The sequence below is a fragment of the Agromyces kandeliae genome (assembly GCF_009674665.1).
GTDB lineage: Bacteria > Actinomycetota > Actinomycetes > Actinomycetales > Microbacteriaceae > Agromyces > Agromyces kandeliae.
The window spans coordinates 1-23,940 of sequence record NZ_WKJD01000004.1; the positions used below are offsets into that span (position 1 = coordinate 1).

The window sequence follows — 23,940 nt, forward strand, 5'->3', positions numbered from 1 at the left end:
CGGTCAGCGTTCGTACGGTTCCCGTGACGGCCGTGGCGGGGAGCGGAAGTACGGTTCGCGGGATGACCGTGGCGGGGAGCGGAAGTATGGTTCGCGGGATGACCGTGGCGGGGAGCGGAAGTATGGTTCCCGGGACGACCGTGGCGGGGAGCGGAAGTACGGTTCGCGGGATGACCGTGGCGGTCAGCGTTCGTACGGTGCGTCGGATCACCGTGGGGGCCCGCGTTCCGCCGGTTCCCGCGATGATCGCGGAGGGGAGCGGGGATACCGGCCACGCGACGCCGGTGATCGCCGATACGGCTCCCGCGACGATCGTTCCGGCCGCGAGGAGCGCCGGTCCGATCGGCCCGGTGGGTCGCGCGAGCATCGCTCCGGCGGTCGTGTCGCAGGCCGTCCCGCCCAGCGCTCGTCGGACCGCGAGCGTGCCCCGCGTCAGGCCGTGCACGGCGCGGCCGAGCTCGCCGTTCGCCCACGGCACGATGATCCGCCGATCGCCGATCGCATCACGCCGAAGGATCTCGACCGGGCTGCTCGCGCGGAGCTGAAGACCCTCTCCAAGGAGAACGCGGAGACGGTGGCGCGGCACCTCGTCGCGGCATCCGAGGCACTCGAGGACGACCCGATGCTCGCGCACCGGCACGCGCTGTCGGCGTCGCGTCGCGCCGGCCGCGTCGCCGTCGTCCGCGAGACGCTCGCGATCACCGCGTATGCGACGGGCGACTTCGCGCTCGCACTCCGGGAACTGCGCACCTATCGCCGCATCTCGGGCAACGACGACCAGATCGCGCTCATGGTGGACAGCGAGCGCGGCGTCGGACGCCCCGACCGGGCCCTCGAGCTCGGCAGGTCGGTCGACCGTTCGACGCTGCCGGCCGCCGTGCAGGCCGCACTCGCGATCGCGATGTCGGGGGCCCGCCTCGATCTCGACCAGCCCGACCTGGCGCTCGCGGAGCTCGAGGTGCCGCAGCTCGACCCGGATCGCGCGTTCTCGTACAGCCCCGCCCTCTTCGCCGCGTATGCGGAGGTCCTCGAGGAACTCGGGCGTTCGACGGATGCCGCGCACTGGCGCGCGCTCTCCGAGCGTGCCGAGGCGGCGCTCGATGGCGCGCGTCCCGACTTCATCGAGGTCTTCGAGCTCGAGGTCGAAGAGGAGCTGGTCGCGATCGACGCGAACGAGGCGCGGCCCGAGGGCGACGAGTCCGCCGTGGCGGACACCGACGGCGCCGGCGCCGACACGGAGGCCGAGGCCGAGTCCGAGCCCCCTGCCGACGCGGATGCCGTTGGCGAGTCCGATCCGGCCGATGCGATCGAACCCGAGGTGGCCGCGATCCTCGCGGAGACTGCGGACCTCGACGACGAGCAGGGCGGCGGTCCCGACGCCGAGCGCGGATGAGTCCGCTCTTCGCATCACGGCGCGCCGCGTCGACCCCGCTCGACGGCGTCGACGCGGTCTTCGCCGACCTCGACGGCGTGGTCTACGCGGGGCCCCACGCGGTCCCGCACGCGGTCGAGAGCCTGAACGCCGTCGCCGAGTCGCTCCCGGTCGCGTACATCACCAACAACGCCTCGCGCAGCGACGAGCAGGTCGCTGCGCACCTGGGCTCGCTCGGGCTCTCGCCCGCGGCGCGCGACGTCGTGACCTCGCCGCAGGCGGCGATGCGGCTGCTCGCGGCATCCGTCGCCCCGGGTGCGCTCGTGCTCGTCGTGGGCGGGGACGGCATCATCACGGAACTCGAACGCGGCGGCTACCGCGTGACGCGCTCCGCGGACGACGCGCCCGATGCGGTCATGCAGGGCTTCCACCCGGACGTCGGCTGGCGCCAACTCGCCGAGGCCGCGTTCGCGTTGAACGCGCACGGTGGCCCCGGAGAGCCCGGCGGCATCCCCTGGATCGCGACGAACATGGACTGGACGATCCCGGTCGAGCGCGGCATCGCACCCGGCAACGGCACGCTCGTGTCCGCGGTGCACACGGCCGCCGGCCGATTCCCGGAGGTCGCCGGCAAGCCCGAGACGCCGATCTTCGACGAGGCGCGCGAGCGGTTCGGCGCGGAGCGCCCGCTCATGATCGGCGACCGTCTCGACACCGACATCCGCGGCGCGAACCGGGCCGGCATCGCCTCGCTCGTCGTGCTCACCGGCATCGACCGTGCGAAGCAGGTGCTGGCAGCGGATGCCGCGAGCAGGCCGGACTACATCGTCGCCGATCTCCGCCAGCTCCACGAGCCCTACCCGGAGGTCGAACGCCGCCGTGGCGGCGTGCGCGTCCGCGGGGCGGAGGTGCGGGTCGACGGGCGGCGCGTCGTGATCGAGCGCGATGGCGACGACCCGCTCGACCTCCTGCGCGCCGCGTGCGCGGCGATCTGGGAGAGCGGGACGGCGATCCATGCACTCGACGTTCCGGAGCGGCTCTACCGCTGACCGGGGCGATCGCCGGGCCCGTGGTGCGCGCTGTGCGCGTGGGGCCGGCCTCGTCGACGGTGGCACCCGGTAGCGTGGACGTCGTGAGCACAGGAGACTTCGACCCTGACGACCCGGTGGAGGCGCCGGAGGACCTCGCGGTCGCGGCCGCCGATGCGCTCTCGTCGATCGAGGCGTCGCCGCTGGAGGAGCGCGCGGCCGGGTTCGACGCGATGGCGGAGCAGCTCCGGCGCGAGCTCGAGCGATCCGACCCCGCCCGTTCCACGAGCTGATCGGTGTCGACGCAGCGACTCGACGCGGCGCTCGCGGCGCGAGGACTCGCGCGCTCGCGAACGCACGCGGCCACCCTGATCGCCGACGGCGCGGTGCGCGTCGACGGGCAGCCGGTCACGAAGTCCGCGCACCGCGTCGCGGCCGACGCCGTCATCGAGGTGGCCGCCGCGGACCACTACGTCAGCCGTGCCGCGCACAAGCTCATCGCCGCACTCGACGCCTTCGGCGTGGACCCCGGGGGTCGGGTCGTCCTCGACGCGGGGGCCTCCACGGGCGGGTTCACGCAGGTGCTGCTCGAGCGGGGCGCCGCGACGGTGCTCGCGGTCGATGTCGGGCACGGCCAGCTCGCGCCGGAACTGCACGGCCTCCCCGGCCTGGTGCCGGTGGAGGGATGCAACGTGCGCCACCTCGACGCGGCGACGCTCGCGCGCCTGACCGGTGTCGACGAGCGGCCCTCGCTGGTGACGGCCGACCTGTCGTTCATCTCGCTCACGACCGTGCTTCCCGCGCTGCATGCGACGGCGGCGTCCGACGCGGAGTTCGTGCTGCTCGTCAAGCCGCAGTTCGAGGTGGGGCGCAGCGGCACGCGCGAGGGTGTCGTACGCGATCCTGCAGCCCGCGGCGACGCGGTCATGAACGTGCTGTGGGCGGCACACGACCTCGGGCTGCGCACGGCGGGCGTCCTGTCCTCCCCGATCGCCGGAACGCACGGCAATCGCGAGGTCGTGGTCCTGCTCAGTCCGACGCGGGGTGCCGATCCGTCAGAATGGACCAGTCAGGTCCGAGCAGCGACGGGAGGCGTCACGGCGTGAGCGATGCGCGGTACTTCCTCGTGGTCTCCCACACCGGTCGGTCGTCGGCCCTCGAAGCGACCGCAGACGTGTGCGGGCAGTTGGCCGCAGCCGGAGCGGTGCCGGTCGTCGCTGCGGAGCAGTGGCACGACGTCATGACGGCGCTGCCCGAACTCGAGGGCGTGGTCAAGCGGTTCGAGGAGGTCTCGCCGAAGCACATCGAGCTCGTCATCGTCCTCGGCGGCGACGGCACGATCCTCAGGGCTGCTGAACTCACCCGCGAGCACCCGGTCCCGCTGCTCGGGGTCAACCTCGGCCACGTCGGCTTCCTCGCCGAGAGCGAACGCGACGACCTCGGCTACACCGTCGGCCGCGCGCTCGCGCGCGACTACACGGTCGAGGAGCGCATGACGCTCTCGGTGCGCGCGAAGGTCGGCGAAGAAGTCGTGTACGAGGGCTGGGCGCTGAACGAGGCGACCATCGAGAAGGCCGAACGCGAGCGCATGCTCGAGGTGGTGATCGAGGTCGACCGTCGACCGCTCTCGTCGTTCGGGTGCGATGGTGTCGTGATGTCGACCCCGACCGGATCGACGGCCTATTCCTTCTCGGCCGGAGGTCCGGTCGTGTGGCCGGCGGTCGAGGCGCTGCTGCTCGTGCCGCTGAGCGCCCACGCGTTGTTCGCGCGTCCGCTCGTCGTCGGCCCGGATTCGTCGCTCGCCGTCGAGGTGCTCCAACGGGCCGAGGCCGCGGCGGTGATCTGGTGCGACGGCCGCCGGATGTTCGAGCTGCCGCCCGGTGCGCGCGTCGTCGTCCGCCGATCCGCGGTGCCCGTGCGGCTCGCACGACTGCACCAGGCGCCGTTCACCGATCGGCTCGTGAACAAGTTCCAGCTGCCCGTCACGGGATGGAGGGGGCCGGTCGCCGGTGATTGAGGAACTCGCAATCCGCGACCTCGGCGTGATCGCCGAGGCCACGCTGCCGCTCGGCCCCGGCTTCACGGCGGTCACCGGCGAGACCGGCGCGGGCAAGACCATGGTCGTCACTGCGCTCGGACTCCTGCTCGGCGCGCGCTCCGACGCGGGCACGGTCCGCTCGGGCGCGAAGCAGGCGTGGGTCGAGGGCCGCTGGTTGCTCGCCGACCCCGAGCCCGTCGCGGAGCGCGTCGCCGACGCGGGCGGCGAGATCGACGCCGGCGAACTGCTGCTCGGCCGCTCGGTGTCCGCAGAGGGCCGCAGTCGCGCGATCGTCGGCGGGCGGAGCGCCCCGGTCGGCGTGCTCGCCGAATTGGCGGACCACCTCGTCGTCGTCCACGGCCAGGCCGACCAGCAACGACTCCGTTCGGCGACCGCGCAGCGGGAGGCGCTCGATCGGTTCGGCGGGCCCGAGCTCGCCGACGCGCAGGCCGCGTACCGCGACGCCTATCGCGACTGGCGTACCGGGGCCGATGAGCTCCGTTCGCTCCGCGAGCACCACGACGAGCGGCTCCGTGAGGCGGAGGAGCTCCGGCTCGCGCTCGACGAGCTCGAGACCGCCGACCCCCAGCCCGGCGAGGATGGCGCGCTGCAGGAGCGCGCCGAGCGGCTCACCAACCTCGAGGACCTGCGGCTGGCCGCGGCCCAGGCACGGGAACTCATCTCGGCCGAGGTCGCCGGCGACGACACGCCGGATGCCATCACCCTCGTCGAGTCCGCGCGCCGCCACGTCGACCGGGTGGTCGCGCACGACCCGGCACTGGCGCCGATCGCCGAGGCCGTCGCGAGCGCCGGCTTCGCCCTTGCGGACGCCGCGACCGAGCTCTCGGGGTACCTCGCCGGGCTCGATGCGGATGGCGCGGCCGAGCTCGAGGCGGTGCAGGAGCGCCGCGCGATCCTCGCGACCCTCGCGCGCCGGCACGGCACGCTCGACCAGGCCATCGCCTTCCGACACGACGGCGGGCTGCGCCTCGTCGAACTCGATGGCGACGACGACCGGATCGAGACGCTGGAGCGAGACGTCGAGCAGCGCGCCGCCGAGGTCGACGAACTCGCCGCCCGGATCAGTGCGCTGCGCGCGGACGCGGCATCCCGTCTCGCCGCCGAGGTCACGGCGGAACTCGGCGCGCTGGCCATGCCCGACGCCGAGCTCACCGTGACGGTCGAGCCGCTCGACGAGCCGACGTCGCACGGCCGGGACCAGGTCTCGATCCTGCTGCGTCCCCACCCGGGCACCGAGCCGAGGCCCGTCGCCAAGGGCGCATCGGGCGGCGAGCTCTCCCGGGTGATGCTCGCGATCGAGGTCGTCATCGCCGGCGCCGATCCCGTGCCGACGTTCGTCTTCGACGAGGTCGATGCAGGTGTCGGCGGTGCCGCCGCGATCGAGATCGGCCGCCGTCTCGCCCGCCTCGCGGAGCGTTCGCAGGTCATCGTCGTCACGCACCTCGCGCAGGTCGCCGCGTTCGCATCGAACCACCTCAGCGTCGTGAAGGGCACCGACGGTCGCGTCACCGCGTCGAGCGTGCGACAGCTCGACGGCGCCGAGCGCGAGGCGGAGATGGCACGACTGCTCTCGGGGCTCGCCGACTCCGCGTCAGGGCTCGCGCATGCGCGCGAGCTCCTCGAGATCGCCGACGCCGACGCGGCCTGACCGGCGACACGCCCGGACGATCGGGGTCCTCCGGCCGTGATCGTCCGGCGGTTCTCCTGCGATCACGGGCGTCGAGGCATCCGTCGTCGCGGTTCGGGGAAGGTTCGGGCCATTCCCAGCCGCGAGTCGGATAGACTACAAGCCCGTGGTGGATGATCGCGGCGCAGACAATTCGAACGACACGACCAAGCACATCTTCGTGACCGGTGGTGTCGTTTCTTCTTTGGGCAAGGGCCTGACGGCGGCAAGCCTCGGCAACCTGCTCACGGCGCGGGGACTGCGGGTGGTGATGCAGAAGCTCGACCCCTACCTCAACGTCGATCCGGGCACCATGAACCCGTTCCAGCACGGCGAGGTCTTCGTGACCGACGACGGAGCCGAGACCGACCTCGACATCGGGCACTACGAGCGGTTCCTCGACATCGACCTGTCGCAGGCGGCCAACGTCACGACCGGGCAGATCTACTCGACCGTCATCGCCAAGGAGCGACGCGGCGAATACCTCGGCGACACCGTCCAGGTGATCCCGCACATCACCGACGAGATCAAGCGCCGCATGCGCCTCCAGGCGACCGAGACGCCGAAGCCCGACGTGATCATCACCGAGATCGGCGGCACGGTCGGCGACATCGAGTCGCAGCCGTTCATCGAGTCGGCACGCCAGGTGCGTCACGAGCTCGGCCGCAAGAACGTGTTCTTCGTGCACGTCTCGCTCGTGCCGTTCATGGGCGCTTCGGGGGAGCAGAAGACGAAGCCGACGCAGCACTCCGTCGCCGCGCTGCGCTCGATCGGCATCCAGCCGGATGCGCTCGTGCTGCGCAGCGACCGGCCCGTCACCGAATCGAACAAGCGCAAGATCGCGCTCATGTGCGACGTCGACGAGGCCGCCGTGGTCAACGCGGTCGATGTGCCGTCCATCTACGACATCCCCACGATGCTGCACGAGCAGGGCCTCGACGCCTACCTCATCGAGGCGCTCGGGCTCGACGACAAGGCCGCCGACGTCGACTGGTCGGCATGGGCCGACCTGCTCCGCGTGGTCCACGACCCGGCGCACGAAGTCACCATCGGGCTCGTCGGCAAGTACATCGACCTGCCGGACGCCTACCTGTCGGTCACCGAGGCCCTTCGTGCCGGCGGGTTCGCGAACGACACCAAGGTCAGCATCGAGTGGATCCCCTCCGATGAGTGCCGCACCCCCGAGGGGGCGAAGGAGAAGCTGTCGCACCTCGACGGGATCTGCGTGCCCGGCGGCTTCGGCGTGCGCGGCATCGAGGGCAAGCTCGGGGCGCTGCACTTCGCACGCGAGAACGGCATCCCGACCCTCGGCCTCTGCCTCGGCCTGCAGTGCATGGTCATCGAGTACTCGCGTAACGTCGCAGGGCTCCCCGGCGCATCCTCGAGCGAGTTCGACCCCGACACCGAGTTCCCGGTCATCGCGACCATGGAGGAGCAGGTCGAGATCATCGCCGGCGGCGACCTCGGCGGCACCATGCGGCTCGGCCTGTACCCGGCGGCGCTCGACGAGGGGTCGATCGTCTCCGAGCTCTACGGAGCGACCGAGGTGTCGGAGCGGCACCGTCACCGCTACGAGGTCAACAACGCGTACCGCGACCGCATCGCCGAGGCGGGCATGGTCTTCTCCGGCATGTCGCCGAGCCGGCACCTCGTCGAGTTCGTCGAGCTGCCGCGCGACGTGCACCCGTTCTACGTGGCCACCCAGGCGCACCCCGAGCTGCGCAGCCGTCCGAACGACGCGCACCCGCTGTTCCGCGGCCTCGTCGGCGCGGCGCTCGAGCGGCGGCAGGCGAGCCTCCTGTTCGACGACGTCGAGGACGCCTGACATGACGCGCGAGGTCGGCGGGCCGGTGGAGCCGATCGCCGACCTGCCCGTCGACGAGTACGTCGACCTGCCGATCCTCGAACGCGAGACCGTGTTCGAGGGTCGGATCTGGGACGTGCGGCGCGACACGCTCGAGTACGGCCCGGACGCGACCCGCATCGTCCGCGAGTACGTGGCGCACCCCGGTGCGGTCGCGATCCTCGCACTCGACGACGAGGACCGCGTCCTGCTCATCAAGCAGTACCGCCAGCCCGTCCGTGCGCGCGACTGGGAGATCCCGGCGGGCCTGCTCGACATCGCGCACGAACCGCCGCTCGAGGCGGCCAGGCGCGAACTGGCCGAGGAGGCCGACCTCGTGGCGTCGGACTGGGCCGTGCTCGCGGACTACTTCACGACGCCGGGCGGCAGCGACGAGGCCATCCGCATCTTCCTGGCCCGCGGCCTCGCGGCGGCACCCGAGGCGCACGCTCGCGAGGACGAGGAGGCCGACATGGAGGTGCGATGGGTCGGACTCGACGACTGCGTCGACGCCGTCCTCGCACGTCGCGTCGGCAACCCGTCATTCACCGTCGGCGTCCTCGCGGCCGTGGCCGCGCGGTCTCGGGGCTGGGCGACGCTCGCACCCGCCGACGCACCGTGGCCCGCGCACCCGAACCGCAGGCCGGCCGCCGGGTGAGCTCGCGCGCGGTCGACGACTACCTGCGCCACCTCACGGTGGAGCGAGGACTCGCGCGCAACAGCCTGACCTCGTACCGGCGCGACCTCGCGACCTACGCCGACTGGCTGGAGCACGCGGGCATCGCCGGGCCGGAGGCCGCCGCGGAGGCCGACCTGACGGCGTTCGTCCGCTACCTCGGCTCCGAACGGGAACCCGCCCTCGCGGTCTCGTCGATCGCGCGCGTGCTCTCCGCGGTGCGCGGCCTGCACCGCTTCCTCGCCGAGGAGGGGCGCGCGCCGACCGACCCCGCGAAGGACCTCCGTCCGCCGAAGCTGCCGATGCGGCTGCCCAAGGCGATCCCGGTCGAAGAGGTCGCCGCGATCATCGAGGCGGCGCGCGTCGGGGACGAGGTCACCGCACTGCGGGACGTCGCCCTGCTCGAGATGCTCTACGCGACGGGCGCGCGCGTCTCAGAGGCGACCGCGCTCAACGTCGACGACCTCGTCGACGAGGAGGTCGTGCGCCTCTTCGGCAAGGGCGGAACCGAACGCATCGTGCCCGTCGGCAGCTTCGCGCGTGCCGCGCTCGACGCCTACCTCGTGCGGTCCCGCCCCGTGCTCTCGGCGCGGGGGAGTGCGACGCCCGCGCTGTTCCTCGGCGTCCGCGGCCGGCGGATGTCGCGCCAGGCCGTCTGGCAGGTGCTGCAGGATGCCGCGGAGCGGGCCGGGGTCGGGGCATCCGTCTCGCCGCACACGCTGCGCCACTCGTTCGCGACCCACCTGCTCGCGGGCGGCGCCGACGTGCGCGTCGTCCAGGAGCTCCTCGGGCACGCCTCCGTGTCCACGACCCAGATCTACACGCTGGTCACGGCCGATACACTCCGGGAGATGTACACGGTCGCCCACCCCCGTGCTCGTTAGAATCGACCAAGCATTCCGGAATCGACGGGGAGAGAGAGCCGCACCGTGACCTACGAACACGACCCGGCGGACGGCACCGCCACGCTGGAGTCGTCGGACCTGGGTCCCACCGGCCGCCCCGCTCGCGAGTTCCCGGAACCCGCGCCGCTCCGATCGCACGGACCGGCCAGGATCATCGCGCTCTGCAACCAGAAGGGCGGCGTCGGCAAGACCACGACGACGATCAACCTCGGCGCAGCCCTCGCCGACTACGGCCGCCGCGTGCTCGCGGTCGACTTCGACCCGCAGGGTGCGCTCTCGGCGGGGCTCGGGGTGCCGACGCACGACGTCCCGACGATCTACGACCTGCTGCTGAGCCGCAACGTGGCGCCGGTCGACGCGATCCAGCGCACCGGCGTCGAGGGGCTCGACGTGATCCCGGCGAACATCGACCTCTCCGCGGCCGAGGTGCACCTCGTGACCGAGGTCGCCCGCGAGCAGATCCTCGCGGGCGTGCTTCGCAAGGTGTCGGCCGACTACGACGTCATCCTGATCGATTGCCAGCCCTCGCTCGGCCTGCTCACGGTGAACGCCCTCACGGCGAGCCACGGCGTGGTCATCCCGCTCGAGTGCGAGTACTTCGCGCTGCGCGGGGTCGCGCTGCTCATCGAGACGATCGACAAGGTGCGCGACCGGCTGAACCCCGCCATCACGCTCGACGGGATCCTCGCGACCATGTACGACGCCCGGACGCTGCACTCGCGCGAGGTGCTCGAGCGCGTCGTCGACGCCTTCGACGAGAAGGTGCTCGAGACCGTGATCACGCGCACCGTGAAGTTCCCGGATGCCACGGTCGCCGCGACGCCGATCACCGAGTTCGCGCCCGAGCATCCCGCCTCGCGGGCGTACCGTCAGCTCGCGAGGGAGCTGGTCGACCGTGGCGCGGTCGCCTGAGCCCAGGGCGGCGGAGCCGAGCACCCCGGCGGGCGAGACGGGCGATGCGCCCCGCACGCCCGACGCCACCGGGCCAGGGGCCGAGCCGGAGTTCCGGGTCGCCCTGTCCAACTTCGAGGGCCCGTTCGACCTGCTGCTCTCGCTCATCGCCAAGCACGAGCTCGACATCACCGAGGTGTCGCTGTCGGCGGTCACCGACGAGTTCATCGCGTACCTCCGCGGGATCGAGACCGACGAAGACCTGGACCGCGCGAGCGAGTTCCTGGTCGTCGCGGCGACGTTGCTCGACCTCAAGGTCGCTGGGCTCCTCCCGCAGGGCGAACTCGTCGACGCGGAGGACGTCGCGCTGCTGGAGGCGCGCGACCTGCTGTTCGCGCGGCTGCTGCAGTATCGGGCGTTCAAGGAGGCGGCGCGCTGGTTCGGCGGCCGGATCGAGGTCGAGTCGCTGCGGCACGCGCGCACGGTCAAGCTCGAGGAGCGCTTCCGGCAGCGCACGCCCGAGCTCCGCTGGACGCTCGGGCCCGCCGACTTCGCAGCCCTGGCCACGCTCGCGCTCACCCCGCGCGAACTGCCGACCGTGGGACTCGACCACCTGCACGCGCCGCTCGTGTCGATCCGCGAGCAGGCCGCGCACGTCGTCGCGGTGCTCCGCCGCGGGGATCCGATCTCGTTCCGCCGACTCATCGCGGGCGTCGACCGGCCGGGCGTGGTCGTGGCGCGCTTCCTCGCGGTCCTCGAGCTCTACCGGCACGACGCGATCGGCTTCGAGCAGCTCGAACCGCTCGGAGAGCTGACCCTGCGATGGGCCGCGAACGAGAACTGGTCCGACGACCGACTGGACAGCCTGGGAGCCGACTATGACGAGTGAGACGGACGGCGCCATGCCGACGGACGATGCCATGCCGACGGATGACGCGGCGCCGACGGTGGCCGCCACGCCGCCCGACGGGCGCCCCGAGGTCTCGGTCTCGACCCCGCTCGACGTGCCCGGCCAGCCACGCCTCGACCTCGACCGCGCGATCGAGGCGCTGCTGTTCATCGCCGACGAACCGCAGGGACTCGTGCACCTCGCCGCGGCCGTCGCACGCCCGATCGCCGAGGTGAAGGCGTCGATCGCGCGCCTCGTCGCTGACTACGACGGCGGCGCTCCGTCGGGCGAGCCGAGAACGGACGCGGGGGAGCAGGCGGCGGCCGGAGGCATCCGCCGCGCCTTCGAACTCCGCGAGGTGGGCGGCGGCTGGCGTTTCTACGCGCGCACCGAGTACGACGCGCTCATCACGAACGCGGTGCTCGCGCAGACCTCGACGAAGCTGTCGCAGGCCGCGCTCGAGACGCTCGCGGTCATCGCCTACAAGCAGCCGATCTCGCGCTCGTCGATCGCGTCGATCCGCGCCGTGAACGTCGACTCGGTCGTCCGCACGCTGTACGGCCGCGGCCTCATCACCGAGGTCGACACGGACGAGGAGACGGGCGCGATCCTGTACGGCACGACGGAGCTGCTGCTCACGAACCTCGGCATCGCGTCGCTCGACGACCTGCCGCCGATCTCGCCGCTGCTCGACGGCGGCCAGGAGGGATTCGAACGTGACCTCGTCTGATCGCCCGGGAGACCGGGATGCCGCATCCGAGGGGGTGCGGTTGCAGAAGGCGCTCGCCGCGGCGGGCGTCGCGAGCCGTCGCGTCGTGGAGAACCTGATCGTCGAGGGTCGCATCGAGGTGAACGGTCGGGTGGTGACCGAGCTCGGGACGCGCATCGACCCGCTCGCCGACGAGGTCGCGGTCGACGGCGTCGCGGTGCAGCTCGACCAGGAGAAGCGGTACTTCATGCTCAACAAGCCGCGCGGCGTCGTCTCGACGATGCGCGACGAGCAGGGGCGGCCCGACCTGCGACGCTTCACCGACCCGCTCGACGTGCGCGTGTTCAACGTCGGCCGCCTCGACGGTGACACCAGCGGGCTGCTGCTGCTCACGAACGACGGCGAGCTCGCGCACGTGCTCGCGCACCCGTCGTTCGGCGTCGAGAAGACGTACATCGCGAAGGTGGCCGGTCGGATGACCCCGCAGACGCTGCAGCGGTTGAAGCGCGGCGTCGACCTCGAGGACGGCCCGATCCGCGCCGACCGCGCGAAGATCCTGCAGGCGCAGGGCGACCAGCGGCACACGATGGTCGAGGTGACGCTGCACTCCGGCCGGAACCGGATCGTCCGCCGGATGCTCGAGGCCGTCGGGCACCCGGTGGTGGAGCTCGTGCGCCGGCAGTTCGGCCCGCTGCACCTCGGCACGCTGAAGTCGGGCGCGGTGCGCGAGTTGACTAGAGTCGAACTCGGCCAGCTGCTCACCATCGTGCGCGCGGCGGACGTCGAGCGGAAGGGGAACGGGTAGGTGGTCGAGTCACGGCTCATCGGACCGGTGCGCGTCGTCGGTGCCGGCCTGCTCGGCACGAGCGTGGCGCTCGGGCTCCGCACGCGCGGCATCGACGTCATCCTCGCCGACGCGTCGCCGACGCACGTCGCGATCGCCGTCGACCTCGGCGCCGGGCGCCCCGCAGAGCCCGACGACGCGCCGCAGCTCATCGTGGTGGCGGTGCCGCCGGATGTCACGGCATCCGTCGTCGCGTCGGAACTCGCCGCGTTCCCGGGGGCGATCGTGACGGATGTCGCGAGCGTGAAGGCCGGCATCCTGGCCGAGCTCGAAGCCGCAGGCGCCGACGTGTCGCGCTACATCGGCTCGCACCCGCTCGCGGGGCGCGAACGCGGGGGACCGCTGGCCGCGCGCGCGGACCTGTTCGCGGGCCGCCCGTGGGTGGTCGCCGCGCACGACGAGATCAGCTACCGCCGCGCGAGTGCGATCGACGACCTCATCCTCGACCTCGGGGCGACGCTCGTCGAGATGACGCCCGAGGAGCACGACGCCGGCGTGGCGCTCATCTCGCACGTGCCGCAGGTCGTCTCGAGCATCATGGCGCGGAGGTTCCTCGACGCCCCGAACGCGGCGCTGGGACTCGCCGGCCAGGGCGTGCGCGACGTGACGCGGGTCGCCGCGAGCGACCCCGACCTGTGGGTGCAGATCCTCGGCGCGAACGCATCGCCGGTGCGCGACATCCTCCTCGCGTACCGCGAGGACCTCGACCGCTTCATCGACGCGCTCGCCGACCCCGCCGCGCCCGGCGCCCGTCGCCGCGTCGCCGAGGAGCTCACGGGCGGCAACACCGGCGTCGCGCGCCTGCCGGGCAAGCACGGCACCGACAAGCGCTTCACGACGATCGTCGTGATGATCGACGACCGGCCCGGGCAGCTCGCACGTCTCCTCGCGGAGATCGGCGAGATCGGCGTGAACCTCGAAGACCTCCGCCTCGAGCACTCGCCGGGCCGCCAGGTCGGCCTCGCCGAGGTGCAGGTCGTGCCCGAGGCGGCCGGCCGACTGACCACCGAGCTGGCCGAACGCGGCTGGCGGATCGCAGGATGACCATGCAGCACGATCCCGTCCACCCCGTCGTCGTCGCCGTCGACGGCCCCGCCGGCAGCGGCAAGTCGAGCGTCTCCAAGGAGGTCGCCCGTCGCCTCGGCTGGGGCTTCCTCGACACCGGCGCCGCCTACCGGGCGCTCGCGTGGCACGCGGCCGCATGCGGCGTCGACACGGCCGACGCGGCATCCGTCGTCTCGTGCCTCGACTCCTTCGACTACCGCATCGGCACCGACCCGACCGGCTACACCGTGCACGTCGGCTCGACCGACGTCACGCAGGCGATCCGCGAACCCGGGATCTCGGGCGTCGTGAGCCAGGTCGCCAGGGTCCCCGAAGTGCGGGCCCACCTGATCGAGCTGTTCCGGGCGATCATGGCCGGCGAGCGACGCGGCGGGATCGTCGTCGAGGGACGGGACATCACGACCGTCGTCGCGCCCGACGCGCCCGCGCGCATCCTGCTCACCGCGTCGGAAGAGGTGCGGATGGCGCGCCGATCCGCTGAACTCGTCGGCCACTCGGCCGCGACGACCGGCCAGCAGTTGCGCGCGCGCGACGCGGCGGACTCGAAGGTCGTCGACTTCATGAACGCCGCGGACGGCGTCGTCACCGTCGATTCGACCGACCTCGACTTCGACCAGACCGTGGAGGCGATGCTCGACGTCATCCGGGATGCTCAGGTTCGAACTGGTTGAATAGACAGGTTGTGCGCTCGCGCGCGACCCCGAGACACCCAGGAGTTGGAATGACCGATCGCAACGACGAGTTCGACGCCCCCGAGGACGACCTCGCCGAGCGCCTCGCGGGCGTCGACGACGAACTCGCCGAGCAGCGCGCGGCCGCACTCCGGTCCGGGCTCGACGACTACGACCTGGAGGACGAGGACCTCGACCTGCTCGAGCACTCCGACGAAGGCGTGGAGGGCATCCGCTACCTCCCGGCGCTGCCGGTCATCGCCATCGTCGGCCGCCCGAACGTGGGCAAGTCGGCGCTCGTGAACCGCATCCTCGGCCGCCGCGAGGCCGTCGTCGAGGACACGCCGGGCGTGACCCGCGACCGCGTGTCGTACAAGGGCGAGTGGCTCGACCGTCGCTTCACGCTCGTCGACACGGGCGGCTGGGAGCCCGACGCGAAGGGCATCGACGCGTCCGTCGCCGCGCAGGCCGAGGTCGCGATCGACCTCTCCGACGTGGTGCTGTTCGTGGTGGACGCCACAGTGGGCGCGACCGCGACCGACGAGCACGTCGTGCGACTCCTCCGCAAGACGAAGAAGCCCGTCTTCCTCGTCGCGAACAAGGTCGACGACGCCCGTCAGGAGCCCGAGGCCGCCGCGCTGTGGAACCTCGGCCTCGGCGAGCCCTATCCGGTCTCCGCGCTGCACGGCCGCGGCGTGGCCGACATGCTCGAGGAGGTCTTCAAGGTCCTCCCGCAGGTCTCGGCCGTCGCGAAGGACGAGTTCGGCGGTCCCCGCCGGGTCGCGATCCTCGGCCGCCCGAACGTCGGCAAGTCCAGCCTCCTGAACAAGGCCGCCCGCGAGGAGCGCGTCGTCGTGAACGACCTCGCGGGGACCACGCGCGACCCGGTCGACGAGCAGATCGAGCTCGGCGGCAAGGTGTGGCGCTTCGTCGACACCGCGGGCATCCGACGCCGGGTGCACCTGCAGCAGGGTGCCGACTTCTACGCGTCGCTGCGCACGCAGGCCGCGCTCGAGAAGGCCGAGGTCGCGGTCGTGCTGCTGGACGTCTCGCAGCCGATCTCCGAGCAGGACGTCCGCATCATCGACCTCGTGCTCGAGTCGGGTCGCGCACTCGTGCTCGCGTACAACAAGTGGGACCTGCTGGACGACGATCGACGTCGCTACCTCGAGCGCGAGATCGAGCAGGACCTGCACCACGTGCAGTGGGCGCCGCGCGTGAACATCTCGGCGAAGACCGGTCGTCACCTCGAGAAGCTCGTGCCCGCCCTTGAGACCGCGCTCGAGTCGTGGGACACCCGCATCCCCACCGGCAAGTTCAACGCGTTCCTCACCGAGCTCGTCCAGGCGCACCCGCACCCGCTGCGGGGCGGCAAGCAGCCGCGCATCCTGTTCGGCACCCAGGCATCGACGCGTCCGCCGACGTTCGTGCTGTTCACGACGGGGTTCCTCGACCCCGGCTACCGCCGGTTCATCCAGCGGCGCCTGCGCGAGATCTACGGCTTCGTCGGCACGCCCATCGTGACGAACATGCGCGTGCGCGAGAAGCGCCAGCGAGCCTAGGCCCGCCCGACGACCTGCCGAGCGGATGTCCCGACGAACGCGAGCGCGATGGAGCTGACCGTGCGCGTGAAGCCGGGCAGCCGTCGGGGTCCGCTCGTCGTGCCGACGCCGGACGACCCCGTGGCATCCGTCACCGTGCACGTGCGCGAGCGCGCCGTCGACGGAGCCGCCAACGCGGGCGTCGTGGCGGCGCTCGCCGCGCACTTCGGCGTGCGCAGGGCCGATGTCGAGATCGTGCGCGGGCACACCGCGCGGATCAAGCGGGTGCGGGTCGACGGCGCGTGATCGGCTGGAGGCGCCACGCCGGCGCCTCGATCGCCCGCGGTCGGCTGAACGCCGTCGCCACGCCGGTCGAGGCGAGCACCGAGTCGGGCGGGCGTTCGGCGAGGTCGTCGAAGCCGGATGCCGCGAGGAGTCCGTCGTCGAGTTCGAGGAGCTCGGCTCGCGAGAGGGGCCACGGTTCGTGCGCATTCCGCGCCCAGACGGTCCGACCGAGATGGTGCTCGTGGAAGCCCCACCGCGCGGTGAGGAAGCGCGCGAGCGCCGCATCGGGCGCGTCGGCGGCCATGGGCTCGCCGAGCCGCGCGCGGATGCGCGTCGAGGGGCCGCCGGGCCCGCGTCGGCGGCTCCGGAAGTCGAGCTCCTGGCCGGAGGCGTCGATCCGATGCACGACGCGTGAACTCGCCCAGTGGTACGGGAGCCCGAACGCGAGTCGCGCCGCGATGACCGGGAGCAGCCGGCCCGCCTCCAGCGTCCGGAAGACCACGCCGCGCCGGCCGTCGCGGTCCACCGAGTAGAGGCGCACATTCACCTCGACGAAGGTCCCGAGTCGGTGCATCGTCGGCAGCGGCGGGAAGCGCGTGTCGGCGAGCACGAACGGGATGAGGCCCACCCACGTCGCGCCGTCGATCACATCGGGCCGGGTCCCCGCGGGCAGGTATGGCGCGACGCGCTCGGGTTCGGTGCGCCAGTGCAGGAAGACGAGGTCGCGCCAGCGCTGCTCGACGACGGTGCGGCCGGGCAGCGGCGGGCTCTCGATGGGCAGTCCCTGCACGGTGCCATCCTCGCGCGAGCGGCGGTGCCGCCGGAAGTGCCTCGCGTGGTTGACGCGTCACCGCGGGGCGCGGACGATGGTCGGGTGGAGCCAGCACGGGGCGGGCCTGCGCGGGCGGAGCTCCGCGTCGACGCCGATGCCGGTGCGGCCGTCGTCGTCGCGCTCATCGCCGTCCGCGACCGGTTCCACGAGTTCCTGCCCCGTGCGCTCGCCGACGAGCCCGACGCGCTGCACCAACTCCGCACGCACGTGCGCCGTCTGCGCAGCGTGCTCGCGGCGTACGGCGCCGTGCTCGACGACGCCGTCGTGACCGAGCTGCGACGGCGGCTCCGCGAACTCGGTCACGAGCTCGGGACGGTGCGCGACCTCGAGGTGCGCGTGCAGGTCGCAGAGGCGGCTCTCGCCGACGCCGAGGAGGCTGGGCGGTTCGCGTCCGACGCGGAACGGGAGCGCGTGCGCGCCATCCTGGTCGACGATGAGCGGGCCGCGCACGATCGCGCGCACGCGAGGTTCGTCGAGCGCCAGGAGCTGCCTCGGGCGCCCCGGCGCATCGAGGAGCTCGACGGGGTGCTCGCCGCCCCGCCGTTCGTCGAGCGGGCGGGACGCGAGGCGGTCGTCGAACTCGCGAAGCTGCTCGACCGGGAGGCGAGACGGGCCGCGAAACGCGCCCGGCGACTCCCGGAGGACCCGACGCTCGACGAGCTGCACGACCTCCGCAAGGCGAGCCGTCGCCTCCGCTACGCGGCCGAAGCGGTCTCCGAGCCGCCGGTGGAACTGTTCGGCGCGCGCGCCGCGGATCTCGCGGACGCGGGCGACGACATCCACGACGTGCTCGGCGACCACCGCGACGAACTGCTCTTCGCGGAGCACGTGCGGCGCGCGGCCTCGCACGCGGCGCACGCCGGGGAGCCCGCCGAGGTGCTGCACCGGCTCGCAGACGACGCCGACGCCCGCGCCGCCGCGCATCTCGCCGAGCTGCCCGAGGTGGTCGCGACCCTGCGGAAGGCGGCGAGGGCCTGGCACGCGCACCGAGCGCGCTGACGCCGCGCGCGACCGGCGCGCGACCGGGTGGGGTGCTCAGTCGCGGAGCGGGTGCTGCATGACCACCCGGTGCGGCTTCGGTCGCGCCACCTCGCTGAACCCGGCGGCCTCGAACATCGAGACGGTGCCGGGGAAGAGGTCGGCAGCGGGCGGCTTGGTGCGCGCTGCGGGGTCGACCGCGTACGCCTCGAGCATGGTCGCGCCGTGCTCGCGCGCGGCCTCCACGGCTGCGGCCGCGAGCGCGCGGCCGACGCCCCGACGGCGGAACGCGCGAGGGACCACGAAGCACGTGACCGCCCAGATGGTGGCGTCGTCGAAGTCGGCGTCGGGCGAGGCCGAGGCGACCGGGCTGTGCCGGAGTCGCTCGAGGCCGCTGCGCGGTTCGACGGCGCACCAGCCGACCGGTGTCTCGCCGTCGTAGGCGATGATCCCCGGGCCGGTGCCGGGCGCGGCGAGCTGCTCGTGCAGCCGCTCCCGGAGCTCCTCGCGGGTCGCGGACTCCCACTCGGCGCCCCTGAGCTTGTACCACTGGCACCAGCAGGTCGCCGGATCGCCGCGCGTGCCGAACACGGCCTCGACGTCGGCGAACGGCACCGACGAGGCGGTGACCACGCGAAGCGTCGCTCCGCTGTCGTCGTCGGGGGCGGCGGCGTCGGCGGGCGAATCGGCGTCGATCATGCAGCGACGCTAACGCGTGCCGGCGACATCCGTCGATGCCTCGCTCGGCTCGAGGCGCAGCGCGCGGAGGTCCTGCGCGAGGACGCGGAGATCGTGCGGATCCGACGTGAAGGCCTCGCCGAGCGCTGCCTTCCCGAGCATTGCCGCGGCCCGCGGGTAGTGCCGCTGGTAGTCCGCGAGGAGGTCCACGCGCGCGTCCTCGTCGAGGTCGACGGCGCGTGCTGCGAACCGCTGGGACCGCCAGTCGACCCGCACGTCGGGGTGCGCGAGCGCGTTGCGATACCAGTCCGTCTTCGCTCCGCGACTGGCGACGACCCAGAGCGTCGGTGGAGCGGTCGGCGCGGAGCCGGCGCCGCGCTTGACCACCTCGAGCACGGTGCGACGTGCGATCCCGCTCGTGCGGCCGACCACGGTGAGCATGACGAACCGGCCGCCCATGAGCCACCCGAGGCGAGCGCGGTAGAGCGCGGACGGTGCGCGGTAGAACCAGGCGAGCAGGGGTCCGGGCTTCTTCATCGCCATACGGCCAGACTAGGCGCGGTCGGCCGCGGCGATCCGGATGCCCCGCAGCGGCGGGCCGCCCGCTCTATCGTGCAGCGAGGTGATAGTGAAGTATCATCACGGCATGGATGCTCCCGTGACCGTCCTCGATCGGCTCCTCGAGATCAGCGAGCTCTTCCAGCGTGATCTCGCCCGCGAGTTCGCGGGCAGCTCGCTCACGCCCGCGCGGACCCGCGTGCTCTGGGACCTCGTGCACGCGGGGCCCTCGACGCAGCATGCGCTGGCGACCCGGCTCGAGGTGAGCCCCCGCAACGTCACCGGCCTGGTCGACGCGCTCGAGGCATCCGGATACGTCCGACGCGAGCCGCACCCCGACGACCGGCGTGCCGTGCTCGTCACGCTCACGCCCTCCGCCGCCGAGCTCATGCACGAGATGCAGCGCGACCACGCCGAGCTCTCCGACGTGCTGCTCGGCGCCGTCGCGCCCGCCGACCGCGACGCGTTCCTCCGCGGGGTCGACGCGGTCGCCGACCGGCTGCGCGACCTCGTCGAGACCGCGGAGGCCGGCCGGATCGCCGCCCGCGCGGGAGTCGAGCAGTGATCGCCGACGTCGATCGCGCGCCCGCGGCATCCGTCGCCCATCGCATCGGAGGCGTCGCCCGTCGCGCGCTGAGGCTCGAGCTGCGCATCTCCGCGAGCATCGGCCGGCTCATCGCCCGGCGGCCGGCGATCGGGCCCGGCGCGACCGGCTTCGGCTACCTCGCCGCGTGCACGAGCACCCCCTCGGATGCCGCTATGATGGTCGAGTTGCCTTCGACGGAGACGCTGAGGGCATCGGGCTGTGGCGCAGCTTGGTAGCGCACTTGACTGGGGGTCAAGGGGTCGCAGGTTCAAATCCTGTCAGCCCGACCGGGAAGAGGCCCGGAATCACGCGGAAGTCGCGGGTTCCGGGCCTCTTGCGTTTCCCGTGTAAACGCGCCGTACGCCAACGCGTACGCCAACGGGCTCAGGCGTTACGCGCCCGCTCGAGCGCGACGGCGTGCGCGACGCCGACGAGCACGGCCTCCCGGGCGGCGGCGTCGATGACGCCGAGGTCGCCGGAGTGGACGTCGACACGTCCGTTCGCCGGGTCGACCGCGAGCACGAGCGCGGCGCCGTCGGTGTTGACGAACTTGACGAGGACCTCGGCGAGCGTGGGGTGGTGGGGCATGGCGCCACGCTAGGCGGAGCCTCCGACGGCGGGGGTGTGAGCGAGTCCGACTGGCGTTCCTCCCATGACGCTCGTGGAGACGCTGCAACGGATTAAGGACCGCCTCACGGATCAACAGGCGAGGACGGGTGAGACGTTGCTCATGCAGCGCTCCGAAATGGATGCGCTCTGGGCATGCGTGGAGGTGCGCGCACAGGCGGTGGACGGGCGCGAGGACATCGAGGTCCCCGACTACTTCGGCGACCCCAAAAAGCGGCTTCGTGGCGGCATCTTCCGTCGGAGTCGGTAGACCGCGCCGCGACCTTCGCCGCACGCACCGCTGCGCGCCATAGGCTTCGGAGAAAGGTTCGGCGAAGGGTTGAGCTGTGGTGGCGTGGAGGGAGTACCAGGAGCGAGCCGCTGAGTTCTTTCGGTCTCTCGGGATGACTGCGCACACTGACGTCCGTGTCGAGGGCGTCCGGTCGACGCACGACATCGACGTGCTAGTGGAGTTCGAGCGAGCGGGCATGCGCCAGACATGGCTTGTGGAGTGCAAGCACCTGAACCGCCGCGTGTCCAAGGACCGCGTGCTCGCGCTTCGCGAGATCGTCCATGATGTCGGCGCTGACCGCGGCGTCTTGCTCGCCGAGAACGGCTATCAGAGCGGCGCGCTCGAGGTCGCCACCAAGACGAACGTCGTCACGACCTCGCTCGCTGAGTTGTACGCGGCATCTTGGGATGAACTGTACGTCGTCGAGTTAGATCGCCTTGCGGCGCGGGTCGAAACAGCGATGGACGTGGCACGCCCCTACCTGATCTCCGACCGAGGTGCGGCAACGCGCGCTGGGCGGGGGCGAGCATCCATGGGGTTCGGTTCGTTGCGCGGCGTCGAAGTGATCGGTCTCCTCGGTATCGTCGAGATGGGGATCGGCTATGCGCGCAGGGATCGTTTCCCTGCCCCGTTCGCGGAGTCCGAGGACGGCCTGGGGATGGTGGGCGGGTTCACGCGCGAGGAGTTCCTTGCGGGTGCCGAGACTGAGGTCGGTCGGATCGAGATGCTGATCAGGCTCGCCCTGCTGCGGCTCTTCGTCCTGCGGCTCAGGACACTCATCGAGGCGCCCTAGGCCTGCGGCATCCGCCGAAACGCCGCAAGACCCCCACTCGGTCAGATGGACTGGGTGGGGGTCTTGTCGAGTTGTCAGGCGGGCGGGAGGAAGAGAGCCCAGATGCTCGCGACGGTGCCGCAGAGGAGGCCGACGCCGACGAGGAGCGCGTTGCCGACGTTGCCGCGCCCGATGAGGCGGAGCGCCTTGAGGACGGCCCGCTCGCCGACCGTGGAGAGGTTGCCCCATGTCGGGGCCTCGATGCCGAGCCGCTCGAACGCCGCCGAGTACTCCGCGTCCAGAGTCGCGAGTCTTGCCGCCCTCACGTCTGGCGCGTCGTTCCAGTCCTCAATGGCTTCGCGCTTCGTGTCGTGCTCGCGCTCGAGGCGGTCGTACTCGAGGATGTCCGCTGCGTGCCCCTCGAGCGTGTCCTTGGCGTGGAGGTACGCGCGCACGGAGCCCAGAACGGGCAGCACGAGGCCGAGCACGTAGAGCACGATGACGATGAGCCGGGGCAAGTCCATGCGCTCAACCGTTGCAGCGCCGGACGCGATGCACCTGCCGACACGCTCGGTACTACCCCCCCCGGATGCCGTCACCTCGGCGTGTACCCGCTCGGACCATCGACGTATGCGGTGGAGCGCACAGTGGAACGGGGCGGTGCTCAGCGAGCGGAGACGTCTCGATCAACGCGGGCCGCGCTTGAGCGCTCGACTTCCGCGAAGAACGACGAGGGGGCGACGTTGATCGCCGCGAGGATGCCTAGGAGTGTGTCAGTTCGGAGGTAGTAGCCCTCCCGCTTTCCCTTGAGCCGCTGCGTGAGTCCGGTGTAGTCCATGTCGAGTCGCTCTGAGAGCGACCGGATGCTCAGCCCGCTTGTCCTGATCGAGTCGCGGAGCACGCTGAGCGTGTCCGCGACCGTGACGGTCGGTGCGGTCGGTGCCGTCGGTGCGGCGGATGCCGCGAGTTCGTCGAGGACGCGGAGATGCTCCTCGGCAGCATCCAACGCCTCCCGACGTGCCGCGACTAGGTGGCGCAGGGCTTCTCGCTCGTGGTCAGTGCCGTCGTGCGCTGTCATGACGGCAGGCTAGCCCGATGTCGGTCGCATCGGATGAGGTGGCGGAGGCGTGGATAGTTCATGTCGGGGGGGTACGCCAGCGGTCCCGAGCGTGCCCGACCTGACCGGACGCGCTTGATCGATAGTGTCGGCGCATGACTTGGACTAGGAGCGCGGCGTTGGCCGCGACGGGGCTTGCCGTCGCCTGCACGCTGACCGCTTGTACCGTTCCCGAAGCGCGGCGGGTCTCGGCGGACTGCAAGGCGGCGATGGAGGGCGCGGCGGCGGTCGTCGACCTGAACAACGACGAAGCACTCATGGCGACCACAGAAGCATGCACGAACGCAGACGAGTGGATCGTCGCCCTACAGCACAACCCGGGCGCCGGGTCGCTGACGTCCTACACGCGTGAGGACGCCGAGTACCTCCTCGACCTCGTGTGCATCTACTCGCTCGAGTCGCCCGTGTGCCTCGACGCGTCCGCCCAGGGCATCCTCACGTACGAACTCGACGACCCGCAGGTCCTCGAACTCAACGCAGGGTAGCGAAGACATGACGCCCCGAGATGAAGCCCAGTCGCGCTACTTGCCGAGTAGCAGATGGGATGAGTTGCTCAGCCCCGCCGTCGACCCGCCCCGCCTGCGTCTCGTGCCGTACCGCGGCGAGTGGTGGCTCGAGGAGACCACGACGGGCCAACTTGTGAAGGTCGCCAACCGGCACCTCGCTGCGCTGGGCATCTGGACATGCGCGGTGCGCGGGGTCAAGTACTACGGAGACGCCGCGAAGGTAGCGTCGCTCTCCCCGGGCACCCCGGTTCAGTTGGTGCGAGAGCCAAACAACCCCCACGACGCCAACGCCATCGCCGTCGTCGCGGACGGTCTCCCGGTGGGCCACGTCAACAAGCAGATGGCCGCGAGGATGGCGCACCTGCTTGACGCAGGCGACCCGCTCAGGGCCATCTCGGTCGCCGGTTCAGCGGCGGGTGTAGAGCCCGACAGGGTGCACGTGCTCGCGGCGTCGCCCGCGCTGTTGTCGCACCTCCTCGGCGAGCGACCCACGCGGGCAGCCGAGTCTCGCGGCTGGTTCGCGCGGCTGCGCGCTTGTCATCTGCCTAGCGGGGACCGCTAGCGTTGGCCC

At 71.9% G+C, this 23,940-nt stretch carries 30 protein-coding genes and 1 tRNA gene; 25 read left to right on the plus strand and 6 right to left on the minus strand.

The genetic code is table 11. From position 1 onward, the window contains the following. The first annotated feature begins 439 nt into the window (after positions 1 to 439). The 17 genes from GJR97_RS01090 to GJR97_RS01170 all read left to right on the plus strand — a co-directional run bounded on the left by GJR97_RS01090 (position 440) and on the right by GJR97_RS01170 (position 16,465). Positions 440 to 1,393, plus strand: a complete 954-nt coding sequence (locus GJR97_RS01090; RefSeq protein WP_195760577.1) for a hypothetical protein — start codon at positions 440 to 442, stop codon at positions 1,391 to 1,393. Continuing rightward, the gene (locus GJR97_RS01095; protein WP_154344726.1) at positions 1,390 to 2,421 is read left to right on the plus strand and encodes an HAD-IIA family hydrolase; all 1,032 of its coding nucleotides are present in this window, start codon (positions 1,390 to 1,392) and stop codon (positions 2,419 to 2,421) included. The genes GJR97_RS01090 and GJR97_RS01095 overlap by 4 nt, the downstream gene beginning before the upstream one ends. A gap of 83 nt (positions 2,422 to 2,504) precedes the next feature. Next, positions 2,505 to 2,693, plus strand: a complete 189-nt coding sequence (locus tag GJR97_RS01100) for a hypothetical protein (RefSeq protein WP_154344727.1) — start codon at positions 2,505 to 2,507, stop codon at positions 2,691 to 2,693. 3 nt (positions 2,694 to 2,696) lie between these two features. After that, the gene (locus tag GJR97_RS01105) at positions 2,697 to 3,506 is read left to right on the plus strand and encodes a TlyA family RNA methyltransferase (RefSeq protein ID WP_324612964.1); all 810 of its coding nucleotides are present in this window, start codon (positions 2,697 to 2,699) and stop codon (positions 3,504 to 3,506) included. After that, positions 3,503 to 4,417, plus strand: a complete 915-nt coding sequence (locus GJR97_RS01110) for an NAD kinase (protein ID WP_324612965.1) — start codon at positions 3,503 to 3,505, stop codon at positions 4,415 to 4,417. Before GJR97_RS01105 ends, GJR97_RS01110 begins: the two co-directional genes overlap by 4 nt. Beyond that, positions 4,410 to 6,107, plus strand: coding sequence for a DNA repair protein RecN (recN, locus tag GJR97_RS01115; protein WP_324612966.1), 1,698 nt, complete (start codon positions 4,410 to 4,412; stop codon positions 6,105 to 6,107). Before GJR97_RS01110 ends, recN begins: the two co-directional genes overlap by 8 nt. Positions 6,108 to 6,255: 148 nt before the next feature. After that, a complete protein-coding gene (locus tag GJR97_RS01120) occupies positions 6,256 to 7,950 on the plus strand; it encodes a CTP synthase (protein WP_324613038.1) in 1,695 nt (564 codons plus the stop codon). A 1-nt stretch (position 7,951) separates the two neighbouring features. Beyond that, the gene (locus GJR97_RS01125) at positions 7,952 to 8,626 is read left to right on the plus strand and encodes an NUDIX domain-containing protein (RefSeq protein ID WP_154344729.1); all 675 of its coding nucleotides are present in this window, start codon (positions 7,952 to 7,954) and stop codon (positions 8,624 to 8,626) included. After that, positions 8,587 to 9,528 (plus strand): site-specific tyrosine recombinase XerD, encoded by a 942-nt coding sequence (gene xerD / locus GJR97_RS01130; RefSeq protein ID WP_324612967.1) that lies wholly within the window; start codon positions 8,587 to 8,589, stop codon positions 9,526 to 9,528. Before GJR97_RS01125 ends, xerD begins: the two co-directional genes overlap by 40 nt. 45 nt (positions 9,529 to 9,573) lie before the next feature. After that, positions 9,574 to 10,461 (plus strand): ParA family protein, encoded by an 888-nt coding sequence (locus GJR97_RS01135; RefSeq protein ID WP_324612968.1) that lies wholly within the window; start codon positions 9,574 to 9,576, stop codon positions 10,459 to 10,461. Beyond that, on the plus strand, positions 10,445 to 11,329 hold the full coding sequence (locus GJR97_RS01140) for a segregation and condensation protein A (RefSeq protein ID WP_407643561.1): 885 nt from the start codon (positions 10,445 to 10,447) through the stop codon (positions 11,327 to 11,329). The genes GJR97_RS01135 and GJR97_RS01140 overlap by 17 nt, the downstream gene beginning before the upstream one ends. Continuing rightward, positions 11,319 to 12,059, plus strand: coding sequence for an SMC-Scp complex subunit ScpB (gene scpB, locus GJR97_RS01145; protein ID WP_229275898.1), 741 nt, complete (start codon positions 11,319 to 11,321; stop codon positions 12,057 to 12,059). Before GJR97_RS01140 ends, scpB begins: the two co-directional genes overlap by 11 nt. Then, a complete protein-coding gene (locus GJR97_RS01150; protein WP_324612969.1) occupies positions 12,046 to 12,843 on the plus strand; it encodes a pseudouridine synthase in 798 nt (265 codons plus the stop codon). Before scpB ends, GJR97_RS01150 begins: the two co-directional genes overlap by 14 nt. After that, complete coding sequence (locus GJR97_RS01155) at positions 12,844 to 13,926, plus strand: prephenate dehydrogenase (RefSeq protein ID WP_324612970.1); 1,083 nt, start codon at positions 12,844 to 12,846, stop codon at positions 13,924 to 13,926. After that, positions 13,923 to 14,618 carry a (d)CMP kinase gene (gene cmk, locus GJR97_RS01160; RefSeq protein WP_407643562.1) on the plus strand — a complete coding sequence of 232 codons (696 nt, stop codon included), beginning with the start codon at positions 13,923 to 13,925 and terminating at the stop codon, positions 14,616 to 14,618. The genes GJR97_RS01155 and cmk overlap by 4 nt, the downstream gene beginning before the upstream one ends. Before the next feature lie 50 nt (positions 14,619 to 14,668). Next, entirely contained in the window at positions 14,669 to 16,180 is a 1,512-nt protein-coding gene (gene der / locus GJR97_RS01165; RefSeq protein ID WP_154344731.1) for a ribosome biogenesis GTPase Der, read from the plus strand. A 48-nt stretch (positions 16,181 to 16,228) separates the two neighbouring features. Further along, a complete protein-coding gene (locus GJR97_RS01170) occupies positions 16,229 to 16,465 on the plus strand; it encodes a DUF167 domain-containing protein (RefSeq protein WP_154344732.1) in 237 nt (78 codons plus the stop codon). On the opposite strand, the gene GJR97_RS01175 is transcribed toward GJR97_RS01170, so the two are convergent. Next, the gene (locus GJR97_RS01175; RefSeq protein ID WP_324612971.1) at positions 16,437 to 17,234 is read right to left on the minus strand and encodes a YqjF family protein; all 798 of its coding nucleotides are present in this window, start codon (positions 17,232 to 17,234) and stop codon (positions 16,437 to 16,439) included. The genes GJR97_RS01170 and GJR97_RS01175 overlap by 29 nt on opposite strands. A gap of 84 nt (positions 17,235 to 17,318) precedes the next feature. Here GJR97_RS01175 and GJR97_RS01180 point away from each other — a divergent pair, with 84 nt between their 5' ends. Continuing rightward, positions 17,319 to 18,275 (plus strand): CHAD domain-containing protein, encoded by a 957-nt coding sequence (locus GJR97_RS01180; protein WP_195760578.1) that lies wholly within the window; start codon positions 17,319 to 17,321, stop codon positions 18,273 to 18,275. 36 nt (positions 18,276 to 18,311) lie between these two features. Here GJR97_RS01180 and GJR97_RS01185 read toward each other — a convergent pair whose 3' ends face one another. Next, positions 18,312 to 18,953 carry a GNAT family N-acetyltransferase gene (locus tag GJR97_RS01185; protein WP_154344734.1) on the minus strand — a complete coding sequence of 214 codons (642 nt, stop codon included), beginning with the start codon at positions 18,951 to 18,953 and terminating at the stop codon, positions 18,312 to 18,314. A 9-nt stretch (positions 18,954 to 18,962) separates the two neighbouring features. Continuing rightward, complete coding sequence (locus tag GJR97_RS01190) at positions 18,963 to 19,475, minus strand: nitroreductase family deazaflavin-dependent oxidoreductase (RefSeq protein ID WP_154344735.1); 513 nt, start codon at positions 19,473 to 19,475, stop codon at positions 18,963 to 18,965. 103 nt (positions 19,476 to 19,578) lie between these two features. On the opposite strand from GJR97_RS01190, the gene GJR97_RS01195 reads away from it, so the two are divergent. The 3 genes from GJR97_RS01195 (at position 19,579) to GJR97_RS01205 (ending at position 20,363) form a co-directional block, all read left to right on the plus strand. Further along, a complete protein-coding gene (locus GJR97_RS01195) occupies positions 19,579 to 20,055 on the plus strand; it encodes a MarR family winged helix-turn-helix transcriptional regulator (protein ID WP_154344736.1) in 477 nt (158 codons plus the stop codon). Further along, positions 20,052 to 20,312 (plus strand): hypothetical protein, encoded by a 261-nt coding sequence (locus GJR97_RS01200; protein ID WP_154344737.1) that lies wholly within the window; start codon positions 20,052 to 20,054, stop codon positions 20,310 to 20,312. Before GJR97_RS01195 ends, GJR97_RS01200 begins: the two co-directional genes overlap by 4 nt. Further along, positions 20,290 to 20,363: transfer RNA gene (locus GJR97_RS01205), tRNA-Pro, on the plus strand. The genes GJR97_RS01200 and GJR97_RS01205 overlap by 23 nt, the downstream gene beginning before the upstream one ends. A 97-nt stretch (positions 20,364 to 20,460) precedes the next feature. Here GJR97_RS01205 and GJR97_RS01210 read toward each other — a convergent pair. Further along, a complete protein-coding gene (locus tag GJR97_RS01210) occupies positions 20,461 to 20,664 on the minus strand; it encodes a hypothetical protein (protein ID WP_154344738.1) in 204 nt (67 codons plus the stop codon). Between the two features lie 64 nt (positions 20,665 to 20,728). Here GJR97_RS01210 and GJR97_RS01215 point away from each other — a divergent pair, with 64 nt between their 5' ends. Both GJR97_RS01215 and GJR97_RS01220 read left to right on the plus strand, forming a co-directional pair. Continuing rightward, the gene (locus GJR97_RS01215) at positions 20,729 to 20,953 is read left to right on the plus strand and encodes a hypothetical protein (protein ID WP_154344739.1); all 225 of its coding nucleotides are present in this window, start codon (positions 20,729 to 20,731) and stop codon (positions 20,951 to 20,953) included. 76 nt (positions 20,954 to 21,029) lie between these two features. Continuing rightward, positions 21,030 to 21,767: a restriction endonuclease gene (locus GJR97_RS01220; RefSeq protein ID WP_324612972.1), complete on the plus strand. Its 738-nt coding sequence runs from the start codon at positions 21,030 to 21,032 to the stop codon at positions 21,765 to 21,767. Between the two features lie 74 nt (positions 21,768 to 21,841). On the opposite strand, the gene GJR97_RS01225 is transcribed toward GJR97_RS01220, so the two are convergent. Beyond that, positions 21,842 to 22,270 carry a hypothetical protein gene (locus GJR97_RS01225; RefSeq protein WP_154344740.1) on the minus strand — a complete coding sequence of 143 codons (429 nt, stop codon included), beginning with the start codon at positions 22,268 to 22,270 and terminating at the stop codon, positions 21,842 to 21,844. A 140-nt stretch (positions 22,271 to 22,410) separates the two neighbouring features. Continuing rightward, positions 22,411 to 22,824, minus strand: a complete 414-nt coding sequence (locus GJR97_RS01230) for a hypothetical protein (protein WP_154344741.1) — start codon at positions 22,822 to 22,824, stop codon at positions 22,411 to 22,413. 134 nt (positions 22,825 to 22,958) lie between these two features. Between GJR97_RS01230 and GJR97_RS01235 the strand changes: the two genes are divergently transcribed. Both GJR97_RS01235 and GJR97_RS01240 read left to right on the plus strand, forming a co-directional pair. Beyond that, positions 22,959 to 23,348 carry a hypothetical protein gene (locus GJR97_RS01235; RefSeq protein WP_154344742.1) on the plus strand — a complete coding sequence of 130 codons (390 nt, stop codon included), beginning with the start codon at positions 22,959 to 22,961 and terminating at the stop codon, positions 23,346 to 23,348. A 7-nt stretch (positions 23,349 to 23,355) separates the two neighbouring features. Then, on the plus strand, positions 23,356 to 23,931 hold the full coding sequence (locus GJR97_RS01240) for an HIRAN domain-containing protein (RefSeq protein WP_154344743.1): 576 nt from the start codon (positions 23,356 to 23,358) through the stop codon (positions 23,929 to 23,931). The last annotated feature ends 9 nt before the right edge of the window (positions 23,932 to 23,940 follow it).